Origin of the sequence: uncultured Duncaniella sp., assembly GCF_910578445.1 — a bacterium.
Taxonomy (GTDB): Bacteria; Bacteroidota; Bacteroidia; order Bacteroidales; family Muribaculaceae; genus Duncaniella.
The window spans coordinates 250,668-267,645 of record NZ_CAJTQC010000001.1 but is presented as its reverse complement, the minus strand read 5'-3'; the positions used below and the strand labels follow the sequence as shown (position 1 = coordinate 267,645).

Genomic DNA, 16,978 nt, shown 5'->3' with positions numbered 1-16,978 from the left:
ATTTATGGTTTTAATTAATAAAATAAGGAAATATAGTTGGATATTACGAGCATTGCTGCCATCCATCTGGTTTAATTTTAAACAACTGCCGATTTCACAAGCGATTAAACTCCCGATATTATTATATAAACCCAAATTTGTGGCTACATCTGGGCGTATCGTCATAGATTGCCCTGTAAAATTTGGCATGATTAAATTAGGATGTAATTGTGTCAGTATTTATCCCAATAATGGAATTATTTATGAAAATAAAGGTGTGATAACATTTAAGGGCAGTGTTTTAATCGGCAATAATTCTTCTATTGCTGTAGGAGCTGGAGGCCATCTTGTGTTAGACGATTTTTTTCGTGCCACAGCCGCTCTCAAATTGATATGTTACAATAGTGTGCAGTTTGGTAGAGAAGTGTTAGTCGGATGGAATTGTATGTTTTCGGATACCGACTTTCACAAGTTAACATTTATTAACACAGGGAGATATTCCAAGGGTTTTGGCAATATAGAGATTGGACATAATTGTTGGTTTGCAAATAGTTGCAAAGTCTATAAAAATATTAATCTGCCACCTAATTGTGTTGTGGCATCTGATACTATACTTTATAAGCATATCTCATGTGATCCATATTCATTGATATGTAATGAGAATCCAATTGAAATTAAAGCTGTAGGTATATATCATAACTGGAAAGATGATAAAATTAATTATACAGAGTAATTGAATATAAAAATGAAGCGTAATATACTAATAACCGGCGGAGCCGGTTTCATCGGCTCACACGTGGTGCGCCTTTTCGTTAACAAGTACCCCGACTACCGCATCGTCAACCTCGACAAGCTCACATACGCCGGCAATCTCGCAAACCTCAAGGACATAGAGGACATGCCAAACTACACATTCGTCCGGGCTGACATCTCCGACCTTGAAGAAATGCGACGTATCATCAGGGAATACGAGATTGACGGAATCATACATCTCGCCGCCGAGAGCCATGTCGACCGCTCGATTAAAGACCCGTTCACTTTCGCCCGCACAAATGTCATGGGCACTCTTGCCTTGCTACAGGCCGCCAAGGAATACTGGGAGTCACTTCCTGAAAGATATGAAGGCAAAATGTTCTACCACATATCCACCGACGAAGTCTATGGCGCTCTTGAGCTGACAAACCCCGAGGGTATCGAATCGCCTTTTACAACCACGGCATCCTCCTCCGAACACCACCACGCTTACGGCACAGAGTTCTTCCTCGAAACAACAAAATACAACCCGCATTCACCCTATTCGGCATCGAAGGCCTCTTCAGACCACTTTGTCCGCGCCTACCACGACACATACGGTATGCCAACGCTCGTGACAAACTGCTCCAACAACTACGGCCCTTATCAGTTCCCTGAAAAGCTGATACCGCTGTTTATCAACAACATCCGTCACCGCAAGCCACTTCCTGTCTACGGAAAGGGCGAGAACGTACGCGACTGGCTCTATGTCGTCGACCACGCCCGAGCAATTGACACCATATTCCACAATGGCAAGGTTGCCGAGACATACAACATTGGCGGCTTCAACGAGTGGAAAAACATCGACATCATCAAGGTAGTAATCCGCACAGTCGACCGTCTGTTAGGCAATCCCGAAGGCTACTCCGACGAACTCATCACCTACGTCACCGACCGCCTCGGCCACGACATGCGCTACGCCATTGACTCCCGCAAACTCCAGCGCGAACTCGGCTGGGAACCATCCCTGCAGTTCGAGGAAGGAATCGAAAAAACCGTCCGCTGGTATCTCGACAATCAGGAATGGATGGACAACATAACTTCCGGTGACTACGAAAAATACTACGACGATATGTATAAGAACAGATAATAATGAAGATATAACGGATTGAATCAATACGAAATTTTGAATCGTGGCCATCGTATGATTTAATATTTGAGTGGGAAAGATGAACGTCATCCACGCCGCATGGCAGAACGGATGCAAAAAACTCGAATTCCTCGGCTCGTCGTGCATCTACCCTCGCATGGCCCCGCAGCCAATGCCCGAGTCATGCCTGCTCACATCCGAACTCGAGAAGACCAACGAGGCCTACGCACTCGCAAAAATCTCAGGACTGAAATACTGCGAGTTCCTCAACCGTCAGTACGGCACGGACTACATCTCCGTCATGCCAACAAACCTCTACGGCCCGAACGACAACTACCACCCCACGCACTCCCACGTCCTCCCCGCACTAATCCGACGCTTCCATGAAGCGAAACTCGCGGGCGAACCGGTCGTGACATGCTGGGGCGACGGCTCGCCGCTGCGCGAGTTCCTCTACGTCGACGACCTCGCCCAACTATGCGTGTTCCTCATGAACAACTACTCCGGCAACGAGACCGTCAACGCCGGCACAGGCAAGGAGCTCACCATCCGTGAACTCGCCGAACTCGTCGCCCGGACCGTAGGCTACGAAGGACGAATCGAATGGGACACCACCAAGCCAAACGGCACACCCCGCAAGCTCCTCGACGTCTCCAAGGCCACACGACTCGGCTGGACAGCATCAACCTCCCTCGCCGAAGGCATACGCCTCGCCTACGACGACTTCCTCTCAAACCCAATGCGCGCCGAGCGCTGACCTCACATCTCACACACCAACTAACAGATAATACAGATTACACTAACTGTCCCCGTGATTTCTCATTCCGGAAATCACGGGGACAGTCTTTTTTAATAACCTTTATGAACCTTATTCTACCTTATTTTATATCCTATATAAGTTGTCTGGTATTGTCAGAATGCCGGGTAGCCGGGATTCTGGACATATATACCGCCTGAGAAGTTGTATTGAGCGACGGGGACAGGGAAATATTCCTCGCCGGTCTCGAATGACGCATTCTGATAATAGATGCGGTTATCCTTTTCTGCGGCAAAATAGTTGTTCATCGTCTCTTTTGCAATGCCCCAGCGCACGAGGTCAAAGAAGCGTTCGCCTTCCATTGCTTTCTCGAGACGCATTTCTGTGCGAAGAGCCTTGCGGGCATATTCCTGATTCCAGCTTGCGGCGGGATAAAGACCGATTTTATAGTTGGCGGCATCTTTCGACGGGTCATTGAAATCACTGACATAATTGCTGTTCATAGCGCGGCTGCGGACACGGTTGATGAGAGTGCGGGCCTCGTCGAGACCATTGCCTCCGATTTCAATCAGGGCTTCAGCCTTGTAGAGAAGAAGGTCGGCATAGCGTATAATCTGCCAGTTGAGAGCCGATGCTCCCCACGGCCAGCCTTGTGTGGCATCAGGTGATTCAGGTGAGAGCCAGAAGCGTTTGGTGTTGTTGTAGCCATAGGTATCGCTGTTGCGCACCCACAGGCCGCAGGGACGTTCGGTATAAGTTTTGTATCTGATTGTCGGACGACCGATTACGAAGTCGAGGCGTGGATCGACATTACCATCCACATTTCCCAGTGTATAACTTCCGTTGGAATCGAATACTACCTTTCCGTAGTCTGGACGGTTCTGATAGTCGAAGAGTGGCAACCCGTTTTCATCTGTCTGATATGCGTTGACGAGATCTTGCGAGGGGAGGAAAAATCCGTCGCCTTGCCAAGGGCATCCGGGGCCTGTCATAGAATTCAGAAGCATGCTCCAGTTGATGCGACCAACACCGCTTGAGCCATCGTCTTTTGAAAATTGTATAGCAAACACGGATTCAGGTCCGTTTTCATATTCGAGAAGGTCGAGTTGCTGGAAATCGGCAAGAAGGTCGTAACCTTGCACACGGTCAATGAGATCGACAACTTCCTGAAGAAGCGACTTGTTGATATTGACCACTGCATTGGTCTGAGAATCTTGTTCGTATGCCTGATAGAGCTTGACTTTTGCCGCATAGGCAAGGGCAATGTGACGGTTAACACGTCCGATTTCTGTCTGGGTTTCTGGAAGGTCTTCGGCAGCTTCAAGGAGTTCGGAAGCGATGCGTGCGAGATGCTGTTCGCGTGTGAACTCATCGTTTCTTACAGACTGATACGCGTTTTCCGGGAGATTGATGTCCATGTATGGGATTCGGTTGAAAAGACGGACAAGTTCGAAATACCAGTGTGAACGGATTACTTTCACTTCGGCGATACGAGTATTTTTCTCCGGGATTATATTCTCATCAACTTTGTTGAGCGCGCGGATTGCTGAATTGCAACGTGAGATTCCACAGTAAACGTTAAACCATTTTCCATCAAGAAATCCGTTGTTGGGCTTAATTTTCGCTGTTTCCATGTCATGGATTTCCCAAGCGTCAGTCTCACCGCCGCCACCTTTGTAAGCGTTGTCGGCACGCACTTCTCCATAGCTCCAGTTGGTGACAGGAAACCAGTGCGGGTCATTTGAATCTGCGTATCTGCATCCGAATGTCGCATAAGCTCCGCTGACAAGGAGGTTTACAGCCTGAGGATCGTTCATATTGCCTTCGGAGAGCGGTCCTTGAGGCTTATTTTCAAGAAAGTCGTCGCTGCATGCTGTGAGTGTAAGGCAGACAAGCGCAGCAGTCATGATATTTTTAAGTGTCATTTTGGTCAGTATTTAAGATTAATTTTAGAAACCGAACTGAATTCCGAACGTGTATTGGCGGGGCAGGGCTTATGGATAGCCGAGACCTTCGGGGTCAGCACCGGTGTATTTTGTTAATGTGAAGAGGTTTTGTGCCTGAAAGTAGATGCGGGCATTTTTCAGACTAAGTTTACTCTGTATGTTCTGGGGGAGTGTGTAGCCCAGTGAAAGAGTCTTGAGGCGTACGAACGAACCGTCTTCAATAAAATATTCCGAACCTTCATTTTCGTTATTGCTGTTGTCGACTGATGGAGCCGGGATATTTGATGCGTAGTAGCCTGTCTGAAGATATTTTTCATAAGCGTTGGCTGCCCCGAGGAGCTGAGTGCCGTGGTTTCCTGTCCAAAGAGGGAAGAAGTCAGTGTAGAATTTAGAATTGTTCCAAGCGTCACGAATAATGCTGTTGAAGAACATGCTGAGGTCGAATCCCTTCCAGTTCGCTCCGAGTGTCAGACCGAACTGGGCTTTCGGAAGGTCTGTTCCGAGCCAAGTGCGGTCACGGTCATTGATTTCGCCGTCTCCGTTGGTGTCGACGTAGCGCACACGGCCTACTGCCGGATTGCCAAAGCTGACTTTATACTTTGACTTGTATGCGTCGACTTCCTCCTGAGTGCGGAAAATGCCATCGGTCTTATAGCCCATCCATGAACCGAGAGACTGTCCAACAATACTCTTGTCAATACCGTTGCCGCCGCCCCATGTGTAGTAGATATCTTTCATAAGGTCGGTAACCTCGTTTTTCATTGCTGTGACGTTGAGACCGATGTTATAGCTGAAATCCTTGTTGAGCGACTGACGCCATTCGGCCGTGATTTCAACACCTTTGTTGATCATCGAACCGCCGTTATACCAGCAATAGCCTCCTTCACCGATAGTTGCGATATATGGCTTTTCAACGAGCATATCGTTGGTCTTCTTGTAGAAATAATCAAACGAGAAGTTAAGTTTGCTGTTGAGAAGCGATGCGTCGAATCCGACATTTGTCTGGTAGGTCTTTTCCCATGTGAGGTCGGGATTGGTGCTGCGCGAACGGAGTGCGCCGGGAGTGAGGGTATTGCCGCCTCCGATTGCATATGCCGCACGGTCGAGGTCCATTGCATATTTTGCATAGAAAGCGTCGTTAGCTATGATATCGTTACCGTTGACTCCGTAAGCGCCACGGATTTTCAGGTCGCTGAGCCAGTTGCGGGTGCTTTCCATGAATTTTTCCTGTGAGATGCGCCAGCCGGCAGAAACTGATGGGAACCAGTCGTAATTATGACTGTTGGAAAGGCGGGAAGAGGCATCGCGACGCAGAGTGAAGGATACGAGATATTTATTGTCCCATGTGTAATTGATTTTTCCGAATACAGAGAACATCGAGTAGTTCGACGCGCCTGAACCTGTGTTTTTATTTGAAGTGACGTTGCCGAGATAGAGATAATTGGGGTCTTCGATTTCAAGGCCTTTACCCTCGCCGAACATATCTTCAAAATGATTGCGCTTTGCTTCAATGCCAATCAGTGCCATCAGAGAGTTTCTGCCGAAATCCACATTGTACTGTGCGGTATTGGTCCACACCCAGTCAGTGGTCTTGCTTGAATATTGGAAGAGGCTGTTTGTCTTGTCGCGCAGATTGGCGGGAGTGAATATTTTGTCATTGCCGTTGTGGTAGTTCACGCCGAAGTTGGTCTTGACGATAAGATTCTTGATCGGTTCGATTGAGAGATAGGCGTTGCCGAACACTCTCCAGTATTCGCGTTTGTTGGTCGCTTCCTCTTTAATCTGGCGCATCAGGTTGGGAGTGTCATTGAGACCGAATGCAACCTGATCGTTGAAATTGCTTTCTGAATCATAAACAGTACGGGCCGGGTGCATTTTGATGGCATTTTCTTCGATTCCGCCGGGTGCGTTGTGCTGACGCCACCAGTTGACAGTGACATTGCCACCGGCACGGAGACGGTTGTTGATGAAACCGTAGTCAGAGCTGAAGCGAGCGTTGGCTTTCTGAAAATCCGAGCCTTTGATGATGCCGTCGTGGTCGAGCCAGCTGAGCGACATGGATGAAGTGCCGTTCTCGTCGCCTTTTGAAAGACCGACGCTATAGGTCTGCATGAGTGCTGTGCGGTGAATCTCTTTTTCCCAGTCGGTGTTCTGAGGATTGACCATGACACCATTGAGGTTGGCATATGGCTGGAGTTTTGGAGTCGCGCCGTTTCCATAGAGTTCGGAAGTAGGGGTTGTTCCGTATGAATACTTATAGGCTGACCAATATACTTCGCCCCACTGGTCGGCGTTGAGCATGTCGAGTCCGCTTTGGTATGTCTGGAGTGTCATTGTCGCGTCGAATGTCACACGGCATTCTCCTTTCTTTGCGCGTTTGGTGGTGATGATGATGACTCCGTTGGCTGCCTGAGCGCCATAGATTGAAGCAGATGCGGCATCCTTGAGCACTTGAATTGACTCCACATCATTGCTGTTGAGAATCGTACCGGGATTTTCGCGTGTCATAACTCCGTCGATGACATATAGCGGACCGTTGGCATCGCCGCGGAACGACGACGCACCGCGGATTGAAGTTCCTGTGCTTAAACCGCCCGGTGTGCCATCGGTGGTGATGCTCATACCTGCCACGCGTCCTTGCAGAGCCTGAATGACGTTGCCGGTAGGAGTGTCGGACACATCTTTCATCTTGACCACTGATACCGAACCTGTGAGGTCGGATTTCTTTTCGGAAGAATAACCGACAACAACCACTTCGTCAAGAATCTCGCTGTCTTCACTAAGATGTATTGTCATTTCCGCACGGGCTTCGACTGTCGCAGTAACATACCCTACATACGAAATGGTCAGTTTGCTCCCTTCCGGGACTGAGATTGTAAATCGGCCGTCAATGTCCGTGGCCGCTCCTGATTTAAGGGTTTCAGAGAATACGGATGCTCCGATTAATGGCTCGTCGTCAGTCTTTGAAAGGACTGTGCCATGCACCGTGATGTTTTGTGCTTGTGCGCCTATCGCAGCCAATAGCAGGAAGAACGCAAACAGGATTGTTTTTTTCATGTCTATTATGATTGGTAAAGTTTTCTGACGCAAAGTTATTGATAGAATTATGTTTGCGTCTTTCACTCATGTTGCATCGGGTATTAAAAATCGGTCATGGCTGAAATTTTAATACACAACGCAACATTCTTACTATTCTATTGTGTCGCAATGATTGATGGTTATTATGTTATTATATAATAGATGCCGGAACTGGGCAGATTGCACGTTCCGGCATTTATGATGAGCTATGTGGTGGTGACTGTTTTAACCGGATTCTTATTTTGCGGCGATGCGTTCGCGAAGCTCCGATGGGGTTTCGCCAAACGCTTCCTTGTAGCATCTGGTGAAATAGGCCGGTGTCGAGAATCCAACTTCATAGGCGATTTCGCTGATTGATTTCTGTGTAGTTGTCAGCATTTCGCGAGAGCGTTTGAGACGGAGATTGCGCAAAAGTTCCACAGGCGTATAATTGGTAAGTGCCTTTATTTTTCGGTATAGCTGAGATCGGCCGAGCCCCATCTCTGACGCAAGCCGGTCGATATTAAGGTCAGGGTTGCCCATTTCAGCCGATACTATATCAAGAAAGCGTGCGTAGAACTCGTTTTCACTGTCAGGATTGATTTTGGGCTTTGGCGTTTCAGCCGGAGTGGTTGCGAGGGGTGACTGATTGCCCCATAGATTTTTGATGCGTCTGCGGTTTTCGATAAGATTCCGGCAGCGTGATTTCAGTACAGTGGTGTTGAACGGTTTCGCCACATAACCGTCCGCGCCGCTCTCATAGCCTTGGGCTCTTTGCTCGTCCATTGAGCATGCTGTCAGGAGTAGTACAGGGATATGCGAAGTGGATATTTCATCCTTTATCCTACGGCAGCACTCAAGTCCGTCCATGACAGGCATCATCACGTCGCAGACAATCAGGTCAGGTACGTATTTCGCGGCCAGTCGCAACCCTTCTTTGCCGTTAGATGCAAAAATTATGGTATATTCATCGGCAAGAAGCTGGCCAAGCATATTGCGGATATCCTCATTGTCGTCGATTACGAGCAAGAGCGGCTTGTCTGTGTCGGCTTCCGGTCGATTTGTCTCGATTTCTCCAAGTTCTGTTTCCACGTCGGTTTCTGAGATTGCTTTTGTCGCTATCTCGCTGTTTGTCCCGGCCACATGTCTAACGGGCAGTTTTACTGTGAACAGAGTACCTTCGTTTAGGCGGCTGTCCACTTCGATACTGCCATCATGTAGCTCGACAAATGCTTTTGCAAGAGAGAGTCCTATGCCTGAGCCGTTGGGATGGATTTTGTCTACCTGATAGAAACGGTCGAAGATATTGTCAATATCCTCGGCTGCGATTCCACGCCCTGTGTCGGCTACAGACAAAACGAGCGTTTCACTGTCGTCGCAATTGGCCGAAAATTTGATTTTACCGTTGTCAGGTGTGTATTTGAAAGAGTTTGACATCAGGTTGAAAACCACACGCTCGATTTTTTCAATGTCAATGGCTATTGAAAAATTGTCGGGTAGATTGATGTCAATGTTCAGTTTAATGTCTCTTTTGCGTGCGATTGCAAGAAATGAATCGGCCCAGTCAGTCAAAAGCGGTTTGAGTCTGACTTCCTCGGGATTTATGTCCAGCTTACCGTTTTCATACTTCCTGAAATCGAGTATCTGGTTGATGAGCCTGTGAAGAATTTTTATGTTCTTATAGGCTATTTTTACCAGCGTGTGTTGCTGGGGCGTGAGGTTGTCGGCATTGACAAGCTGTTCGACCGGTTCGGCGATGAGTGTGAGTGGAGTGCGCAGATCGTGCGACACGTTTGTGAAGAATATCAGTTTTGATTGTGTGGCCACATGGAGTTGCTCGTTTAGCGCTTTCTGTGTATCGCGCTGTTCTTCAAGCAAGCGGTTTTGTTCCATGAGCTGTCTCTGATGGTGCTGGCGTTGCCAGAAAGTGCGAAGGACAAGAAATAGTACACCAAGCAGCAGTACGACAATCGCTATTGTGGCATAAAACAGGGATGTCTGTGCCGAATGCTGATTCCAGAAATCATCAACCTGACTTTTAAGCATTTTTATTTTTGCTGATTCCTCTTTCAAGGATTCATTCTGAAGGAGCAGTATGTCTGCGTTGCTTAAATCGACCGGCGATGAAATTGGAAAGGTTGAAACCTTTTCATAGGGCTCTCCCTTGAGTATGGCCAACGCTGTGCGGATGAGCCGGTGGCCTTCGGTGGGATAGAGGAATGTTGCATCAATCACACTGTCGGCCACAGCCTTTATGCCTATTTCCGGGGCAGCGTCGATACCGATGACCTTAACGTCGAGTCCATGTTTTCTGGCCATTTCTGATGCGGCGATGGCCATGCGGTCGTTGTGGGCATAGATAAGATCGGCATCTTTATTGACAGAAAATAAAGAATCGCATACGCTTGCGGCATCGTCATAATTCCAATTGCCGTAAGCTGACGCGATTATGCTTATATCTTCTTGTGCAGCCCCTTCGATGAATCCGGAGTGGCGCTCCTTGGCCGGTGTTGAGCCTGCAAGCCCGTAGATTTCTATCACTTTTCCGCCTTTACCGATGAGATGTCGGGCGTAGTGGGCTGCCGATCGGCCGATTCCGGCATTATCTACGCCCAAGTAGGCGGTATAACTGTCTCCGTTGATGTTGCGGTCAAAAATAATGACAGGTATCCCTGAGTCATATACCTCTTTTATAATAGGTGTTATGGCATCGGCTTCATTTGGGGCTGCGATGATTATGTCAAAGCCATTATCTTTGAAGTAACGTATGTCGGAAATCTGCTTTTCGTTGCTGTCGTCAGCGGAGCGTATCTCAACGGTCGCTTCAGGATGAAACATTATCTCACGGTTGATTTCATCGTTCATTTTTGTGCGCCAGTCATCCTGACTGCATTGCGACACTCCAATCCGATATGTCTTTTTCTCATGGCATGAGGACAGGAGCGCAGATAAGGATATGATTGTAAGAAATAATAAATAAATCCTCTTCATGTGGTCTCAGATTATTCGGTCTGTTGGATAGGTTTTGTTCGATACATGCAAAGATAATCATAATAATATGAAAAACAGAGCCTTCACTTGCAAATTTTGTGCGATGCAACATTTGTTGTACCTTATGCATGATTTTTAATACTTGCTGTTTGAAATAGTTAGTAGATTTGCATTGTCAAAATCAAACGCGACATAAACCTTATAATAAATATGAAAAAATTTTCCAATATCATGATGACTCTGGTTACAGCAGCTACCGCAATAGCCGGCAACCAGAATGCAATGGCCGGCAACGGTGTTGAAGTCGAGCATCTCGGGACAAACAACACTTTGGTCCGGGTTACGACTGACGGAAAGTATCTCATACTTCCTGTTCAGGAATCAAACGATGAGGCTGCCGTCAATGTCCTCGTTGATGGACGGCTTGATAAGACACTGAGTGTGCGTCTTGCAAAATCCAAGGTAGATTACACCGTTCCGCTGAATATTGAAAAGTACAAGGGGAAGAAACTTCTCCTTAACGTAGTGACATCCCAGAATCGTTCGTCGGTCCGGGAGGCTAAGGAAGATGCGTGTTGGACCAATTTTGAAGTGTCGGATACTTTTGACGTTTCCAACCGTGAGAAATTTCGTCCGGCTTACCATCACACTCCTCTCTTCGGCTGGATGAATGACCCTAACGGAATGTTTTATAAAGACGGTGTCTGGCATTTGTATTATCAGTGGAATCCTTACGGATCAAAGTGGCAGAATCTTTCGTGGGGACATTCGACAAGTCCTGACCTCATTCATTGGACACGGTCGGAAGATGCGGTGATTGAGCCCGACGGCCTCGGTATGATTTTCAGCGGCAGTTCAGCGGTCGACAAGGACAATAGTGCCGGGTTCGGGAAAGATGCGATAGTAGCCATGTACACTTCGGCTGACGCCAGCCAGATTCAGAGCCTTGCTTGGAGTGAGGACAATGGCGCGACATTTAATAAATATGCGGGCAATCCTGTCCTTACGCTTGAGAGCGAGGCCCGTGACCCGAACATGTTCTGGAATCCTGACACAAAAGAATGGACTTTGGTGCTCGCACATGCGCTTGACCACGAGATGTTGATTTTCACCTCTCCCGACATGAAGGATTGGACCTTGCAGAGCCGTTTTGGACGTGGGCTTGGTGCGCAGGACGGTGTCTGGGAATGTCCCGACTTGTTTGAATTGCCTGTAGAGGGCTCCGGTGAGAAGAAATGGGTGTTGCTCTGCAACCTGAATCCAGGTGGCCCGTTCGGCGGAAGTGCGACTCAGTATTTTGTCGGTGACTTTGACGGCAAAACATTTGTGGCTGATACGGATGCGTCGGGCAATGTCCCTACAAAGTGGCTCGATTATGGTAAGGACCATTATGCTACCGTAAGTTTTAGCGATGCTCCGGACAACCGCCGTACAGTTATCGGCTGGATGAGCAACTGGCAATATGCTCCCGAAGTGCCGACCATGCAGTTCAGGAGTGCGAACACTCTTCCTCGTGAAATCGGACTTTTCCGTGGAGCTGACGGAGAGATATACGCTTCATCTTCGCCCTCTCCGGAACTGGAGGCACTTCGCGGTAAACTTACTCTTGATGTAAAATCAAAGAAGATAGGGCAGAAACCGGTTTCATTCCGTTTGCCCTCTGAGAATGATGGCGTTTGCGAAATATTGGCGGATGTCAATCCGGGTAATGCAGGGAAAGTCAGCATGGAACTTTCGAACAGCAAGGGTGAAAAAGTAGTGATGATTTATGATGTTGCGGCGCGTACGCTTTCGTTTGACCGCCGTGAAAGCGGCATTGTCGATTTCAGTCAGGATTTTCCGGCTGTGACATTGTCACCGACTTTCGGTGATGGCAAAAATATAAGCCTTCGTATTTTCATTGACCGCTCGAGCATTGAGGTCTTTGGCGACAATGGCCGTTTTGTGATGACAAATCTTGTTTTTCCGAATGAGCCCTATTCAACATTATCAGTGAAGACAGAGGGCGGAACCTCCAAGATAGCCAACTTCCGGATTTATTCAATCAAGTAAACAAAGTTGTATTATAGAATTCATAGAAAATAAAAATAAGTCTGAAATATGGAAGTCACCCAACCGTTAGCCACCGATAAAAAGAGCACTTTGTTGCAGATAGCGCCAGTGATGCTATGCTTTTTCGCAATGGGATTTGTGGATCTCGTCGGAACTGCTTCAAATTACGTCCAGAAGGATCTGGGCCTCACCGATTCGCAGGCCAATCTTTTTCCTTCGCTTGTCTTCTTCTGGTTTTTGATATTCTCAGTGCCGACAGGCATGCTGATGAACAGAATCGGACGCAAAAAGACAGTCATGCTAAGCCTTGTGGTCACAGCTGCCTCTCTGATAATTCCTGTCACGGACGACAGTTACCTTACAATGCTTATCTCGTTCTCTCTGCTTGGAATCGGCAATGCCATCATGCAGACCTCTCTAAATCCTCTTGTCACCAATCTGATCAGTGGCGACAAACTTGCATCGACCCTGACTTTCGGACAGTTCGTTAAGGCTATCGCCTCGTTTCTCGCTCCGATACTTGCCGCATGGGGCGCTACGACCTTCCTTCCGACTTTCGGCCTTGGATGGCGTGCACTGTTCGTGGTTTACGCTGTAATCTGTTTCCTCTCTATTTCTGCACTCGGTGCGACTCCTATTGAGGAGGAGCGTCCTGACAAGGCATCGGGTGTAGGGGAGTGCCTGAGACTTCTTGGCCGTCCATTCGTGTTGCTGTGTTTCCTTGGAATCATATGCCATGTCGGAATTGATGTCGGCACGAACACGACTGCCCCTAAGATAATTATGGAGCGTATGGGGCTTCCTCTGGAAGAGGCCGGTTTCGCAACAGGTATCTATTTCATATTCCGCACTGTCGGTTCGTTTGCAGGCGCGTTTATTCTGCGTTCGGTTTCATCGAAACTTTTCTTCGGGCTCAGTGTCGTAATGATGCTTGTGGCAATGGTGATGCTTGCTGTTTGTGATACTCTTACCCCGATTTATGTGGCGCTTGCCCTTATCGGATTCGGCAATTCCAACATTTTCCCGATAGTTTTTTCGCAGGCTCTCATCAGTTCTCCGAAAGAGAAGAACGAGGTGTCCGGCCTCATGATTATGGGGCTTTTCGGTGGCACGGTGTTCCCGCTTGCTATGGGATATGCTGCCGATGCTATCGGCCAGATTGGTGCTGTCGCTGTCATGACAGTCGGTGTAACCTATCTGCTTTACTACACTATTAAGATTAAAACCATAAAATAAATAGAAAGAATCATGAAAGACTATGTAGTCGGAATGGGAGAGGCTCTGTGGGATGTTCTCCCTGAAGGAAAGAAAATCGGTGGCGCTCCTGCAAATTTTGCGTATCACGTGTCGCAGTTCGGACTTCCGAGCTGTGTGGTCAGCGCAGTTGGCGACGATGCGCTCGGTAAGGAAATTCTTGACAATTTTACATCCAAAGGGCTGAATCAGTTGATAGAGACCGTGCCTTATCCGACAGGAACTGTGCAGGTTGAGATTGATCAGGCCGGTATACCTCAATATGAGATAAAAGAAAATGTGGCGTGGGACAATATTCCTTGCACCCAAAGTCTTGAGGAGCTTGCAAAAAATACCAAGGCAGTGTGTTTCGGTTCTCTCGCACAGCGCAATGTGGTGTCGCGCAACACGATAAACCGTTTCCTTGATGTAATGCCTAAGTCAGATGACAGTCTTGTCGTGTTTGATGTCAATCTTCGTCAGGGTTTCTACAACAAAGAGATTTTGTGTAGCTCGATGGAGCGATGCAATATCCTCAAGATAAATGATGAGGAACTTGTGACAGTCAGCCGCATGTTCGGCTATCCCGGTATTGACCTTCAGGATAAGTGCTGGATTCTGCTTGGAAAATACAATCTTAAGATGCTGATTCTCACCTGTGGCATCAACGGCAGCTATGTTTTCACACCCGGTAATGTTTCGTTTCAGCCGACACCCAAAGTGGAAGTGGCGGATACGGTCGGTGCAGGCGATTCATTTACCGCAGCCTTTATCTCAAGCATAATTAAAGGTAAGTCGGTAGCCGAGGCTCACGCTCTTGCTGTTCAGACCTCTGCTTTCGTCTGCACATGTCAAGGCGCTATGCCAATCCTCCCCGCTGAATTTACAGCCTGATTTAGATACATATGTATTGAATGTAATCAGCCTCCGAGATAATTCCGTCTCGGAGGCTGATTTTTTTGAGGGGGAGAGAGTAGGGTATTCTGCTGATTACCGCATAAAAAATATTATTATGGGAGCAAAGTGGCTTTGCCGATGACAAGTTCATAAGAATGCCATCGGTTACTTCATCGTTTCTTATCTCGGAAGTATGTTTGAAGCCCAGTTGGGAAGCTCTTCAACATAGCGTTTTGCAAGCTCACCGTCGCTCAGTCGGAACAAAAGCCGGGCTTCCGCGTCCTCGATTGAGTTGTCGTAGACATAGAGCCTGTCAACGTATGGAGCCAAGGCTATACAGTTTGCGATGGACTTGTCGTAGCGGGATATGATTTTAGGTATAGGCACATCGTGACCTCCATTCAGCACTCGGTTTGCTACTCGCTTCGCATTTATTGTCGGCGATTCAGTGGAAACGAAGAACAGACGGATAAAGAATCCGGATTGCTTAGCTCTGAGAATGTAATTGACCTTATCGGTGGCCGACATCACAGTTTCAAATATATGGCTCTTGCGTTCTGAAAGACATTTTTCCCTCCATTCATTGCAATAGTTGGCGGCTTTGAGAACTGACTCCTGATTGTTCCAGTCGCCGAATATATCACGTGCGACATTATCAGGGTTGATATATTCCGAATCTTCCAGCCATTCATGATGCAGAATCTTGGAGGTCACGGAAGTCTTGCCCGATCCATTAGGTCCGGCAATCACAATCAGGACCGGACGATGTTCACTTGCCGCCATTGTGAAGCCTGTTTAAGGTTTCTTCAACTCTTGCGCGTGCCGCCTGCGTAGCCGCTTCAATCCCGGCAGCCACACGTTCGGCAGCCCGGCGGGTGCTTTCGCGGGCATCCTCGGCAACCTCACGCATAATCTGAGCCATGCGCTCATCGCCCGGCTCCTCCATCGACGTCAGTCGATAATTATTCATCTCTGCTTCCGACATAATATAATCTTTTCTTATTCAACGCCAAAGTTACGAAAAAAGTCTGAACCGACCTTTTCTTTTGTAATATACAATCAGTCTTCCTGTTCGTAATAATATGAGTAGTCGATACCTTTCATGAAAGTGTCGCGGTCGTTTATCTTGTTAGTAAGTGCTGACCGAAGCAAATCTTTGATAGCAGTTGAATCGACAACGCTACGTGTCATAGCTTCGAGGTATTTACGTTTGTTGACGTGACTCCAGTCAATGCAATGTTGTAGATTTTTCTTCAACATGAGATCGAGCCAAATGCGGGTAGCGCGACCGTTGCCTTCTCTGAACGGATGGGCGACATTCATTTCAACATACTTGTCAATGATATTGTTGAACGAATCCTCCGGCATACGTTCAACATTCTCCAATGTCTGACCCAAATATTGAGCCATCGCGAACTGGAATCCGGCTTTGGCTATATTGACGGTCCTTATTTGTCCGGCGAAATAATAAAGGCCTCCGAAAAGATAAGCATGAATCTGCTGTAATCCTCTCACCGTGCCAACCTCGATACTATCGATAAGGCTGCTCTCAAACAAAGCGTATGCTTTCGACCGACTTTTGCCGTCAATACTCTCGTCGCTGTTGGTGAACCATTCAGTGAATCGGGAAGCCTTATTGTTCGGGAAACTCTTTGCCAAAGCTATAACACCGACATTATCAAGCACATCCGTGAGACGGCGTTTCCCATCTGGAGCAAGCAGTTTCAACTGGTTAGTGGCACTAACCACTTCATTGCCTTCGTTGCGTAGTTTGGTTTTCAGGTACTTCCAGTAATTGCGGTTCTTGGCATAGTCATCCTGTGCGTTGAGCACCCCGACTATATCAAGCACTGAGAACCACCATTTTGCTCCTGCCTCGTCCCAGACAGCCCGCACTTCGCGGTCGTCAAAGAATCGTATTGATATTTTCTGTACTTCGCTCATGGCTTAATTATGGTTTAGATATCCGACTCTGATTATGGCATCAAGAGTGTAGAATTTCAAGTTACAATTGACTTGTCGCTCTCAAAAATATCAATAAGTGAACCGAATTTATTTAATTTTTAAACACGTCTATTTTTAGTGGATAGTAGTGAATTGTATTACTTAATCTTCAAATCTGTAACGTAAGTATACTTCGTCTTCACATTTCTGTAATGGTACAAATTTGATGCAAATATAAAC

General features: G+C 47.4%; 11 protein-coding genes and 1 pseudogene. 6 read left to right on the top strand and 6 right to left on the bottom strand.

Annotated elements, in window-relative coordinates; translation table 11 throughout:
- Window positions 1-4 precede the first annotated feature (4 nt).
- From QZ311_RS01070 to QZ311_RS01060, 3 genes and pseudogenes are all read left to right on the top strand, one after another.
- Window positions 5-712, top strand: coding sequence for a hypothetical protein (locus tag QZ311_RS01070; protein ID WP_297062958.1), 708 nt, complete (start codon window positions 5-7; stop codon window positions 710-712).
- A 6-nt stretch (window positions 713-718) separates the two neighbouring features.
- The gene (locus QZ311_RS01065; RefSeq protein ID WP_297063051.1) at window positions 719-1,861 is read left to right on the top strand and encodes a dTDP-glucose 4,6-dehydratase; all 1,143 of its coding nucleotides are present in this window, start codon (window positions 719-721) and stop codon (window positions 1,859-1,861) included.
- Window positions 1,862-1,937: 76 nt separating this feature from the next.
- Window positions 1,938-2,618, top strand: a pseudogene (locus QZ311_RS01060) (GDP-L-fucose synthase); the annotation flags it as partial.
- Between the two features lie 155 nt (window positions 2,619-2,773).
- On the opposite strand, the gene QZ311_RS01055 reads toward QZ311_RS01060, so the two are convergent.
- The 3 genes from QZ311_RS01055 to QZ311_RS01045 all read right to left on the bottom strand — a co-directional run bounded on the left by QZ311_RS01055 (window position 2,774) and on the right by QZ311_RS01045 (window position 10,612).
- Window positions 2,774-4,543, bottom strand: coding sequence for a RagB/SusD family nutrient uptake outer membrane protein (locus tag QZ311_RS01055; RefSeq protein WP_297062956.1), 1,770 nt, complete (start codon window positions 4,541-4,543; stop codon window positions 2,774-2,776).
- 69 nt (window positions 4,544-4,612) lie between these two features.
- Complete coding sequence (locus QZ311_RS01050; protein WP_297062953.1) at window positions 4,613-7,621, bottom strand: TonB-dependent receptor; 3,009 nt, start codon at window positions 7,619-7,621, stop codon at window positions 4,613-4,615.
- Between the two features lie 258 nt (window positions 7,622-7,879).
- Window positions 7,880-10,612 carry a substrate-binding domain-containing protein gene (locus QZ311_RS01045; protein WP_363323587.1) on the bottom strand — a complete coding sequence of 911 codons (2,733 nt, stop codon included), beginning with the start codon at window positions 10,610-10,612 and terminating at the stop codon, window positions 7,880-7,882.
- Between the two features lie 210 nt (window positions 10,613-10,822).
- Here QZ311_RS01045 and QZ311_RS01040 point away from each other — a divergent pair, with 210 nt between their 5' ends.
- Genes QZ311_RS01040 through QZ311_RS01030 form a run of 3 tightly spaced genes read left to right on the top strand, consistent with a single transcriptional unit; the run spans window position 10,823 to window position 14,791 of the window.
- Window positions 10,823-12,664, top strand: coding sequence for a GH32 C-terminal domain-containing protein (locus QZ311_RS01040; protein WP_297062950.1), 1,842 nt, complete (start codon window positions 10,823-10,825; stop codon window positions 12,662-12,664).
- Window positions 12,665-12,712: 48 nt separating this feature from the next.
- Window positions 12,713-13,900 carry an MFS transporter gene (locus QZ311_RS01035; RefSeq protein WP_297062948.1) on the top strand — a complete coding sequence of 396 codons (1,188 nt, stop codon included), beginning with the start codon at window positions 12,713-12,715 and terminating at the stop codon, window positions 13,898-13,900.
- A gap of 12 nt (window positions 13,901-13,912) precedes the next feature.
- Window positions 13,913-14,791 (top strand): carbohydrate kinase, encoded by an 879-nt coding sequence (locus QZ311_RS01030; protein WP_297062947.1) that lies wholly within the window; start codon window positions 13,913-13,915, stop codon window positions 14,789-14,791.
- Between the two features lie 183 nt (window positions 14,792-14,974).
- Here the strand turns inward: QZ311_RS01030 and QZ311_RS01025 are convergent, their stop codons facing one another.
- The 3 genes from QZ311_RS01025 to fic all read right to left on the bottom strand — a co-directional run bounded on the left by QZ311_RS01025 (window position 14,975) and on the right by fic (window position 16,738).
- Entirely contained in the window at window positions 14,975-15,577 is a 603-nt protein-coding gene (locus tag QZ311_RS01025) for a zeta toxin family protein (protein WP_297062944.1), read from the bottom strand.
- A complete protein-coding gene (locus tag QZ311_RS01020) occupies window positions 15,564-15,779 on the bottom strand; it encodes a hypothetical protein (protein ID WP_297062942.1) in 216 nt (71 codons plus the stop codon). The genes QZ311_RS01025 and QZ311_RS01020 overlap by 14 nt, the downstream gene beginning before the upstream one ends.
- A gap of 74 nt (window positions 15,780-15,853) precedes the next feature.
- Window positions 15,854-16,738 carry a protein adenylyltransferase Fic gene (fic, locus tag QZ311_RS01015; protein ID WP_297062940.1) on the bottom strand — a complete coding sequence of 295 codons (885 nt, stop codon included), beginning with the start codon at window positions 16,736-16,738 and terminating at the stop codon, window positions 15,854-15,856.
- Window positions 16,739-16,978 lie beyond the last annotated feature (240 nt).

What these genes read in the sequence shown, in the direction of transcription:
- QZ311_RS01040 (WP_297062950.1), top strand. Translation starts at nt 10,823, where the DNA reads ATGAAAAAATTTTCCAATATCATGATGACTCTGGTTACAGCAGCTACC.
- fic (WP_297062940.1), bottom strand. Translation starts at nt 16,738, where the DNA reads ATGAGCGAAGTACAGAAAATATCAATACGATTCTTTGACGACCGCGAA.
- QZ311_RS01055 (WP_297062956.1), bottom strand. Translation starts at nt 4,543, where the DNA reads ATGACACTTAAAAATATCATGACTGCTGCGCTTGTCTGCCTTACACTC.
- QZ311_RS01070 (WP_297062958.1), top strand. Translation starts at nt 5, where the DNA reads ATGGTTTTAATTAATAAAATAAGGAAATATAGTTGGATATTACGAGCA.
- QZ311_RS01030 (WP_297062947.1), top strand. Translation starts at nt 13,913, where the DNA reads ATGAAAGACTATGTAGTCGGAATGGGAGAGGCTCTGTGGGATGTTCTC.
- QZ311_RS01050 (WP_297062953.1), bottom strand. Translation starts at nt 7,621, where the DNA reads ATGAAAAAAACAATCCTGTTTGCGTTCTTCCTGCTATTGGCTGCGATA.
- QZ311_RS01035 (WP_297062948.1), top strand. Translation starts at nt 12,713, where the DNA reads ATGGAAGTCACCCAACCGTTAGCCACCGATAAAAAGAGCACTTTGTTG.
- QZ311_RS01045 (WP_363323587.1), bottom strand. Translation starts at nt 10,612, where the DNA reads ATGAAGAGGATTTATTTATTATTTCTTACAATCATATCCTTATCTGCG.
- QZ311_RS01025 (WP_297062944.1), bottom strand. Translation starts at nt 15,577, where the DNA reads ATGGCGGCAAGTGAACATCGTCCGGTCCTGATTGTGATTGCCGGACCT.
- QZ311_RS01020 (WP_297062942.1), bottom strand. Translation starts at nt 15,779, where the DNA reads ATGTCGGAAGCAGAGATGAATAATTATCGACTGACGTCGATGGAGGAG.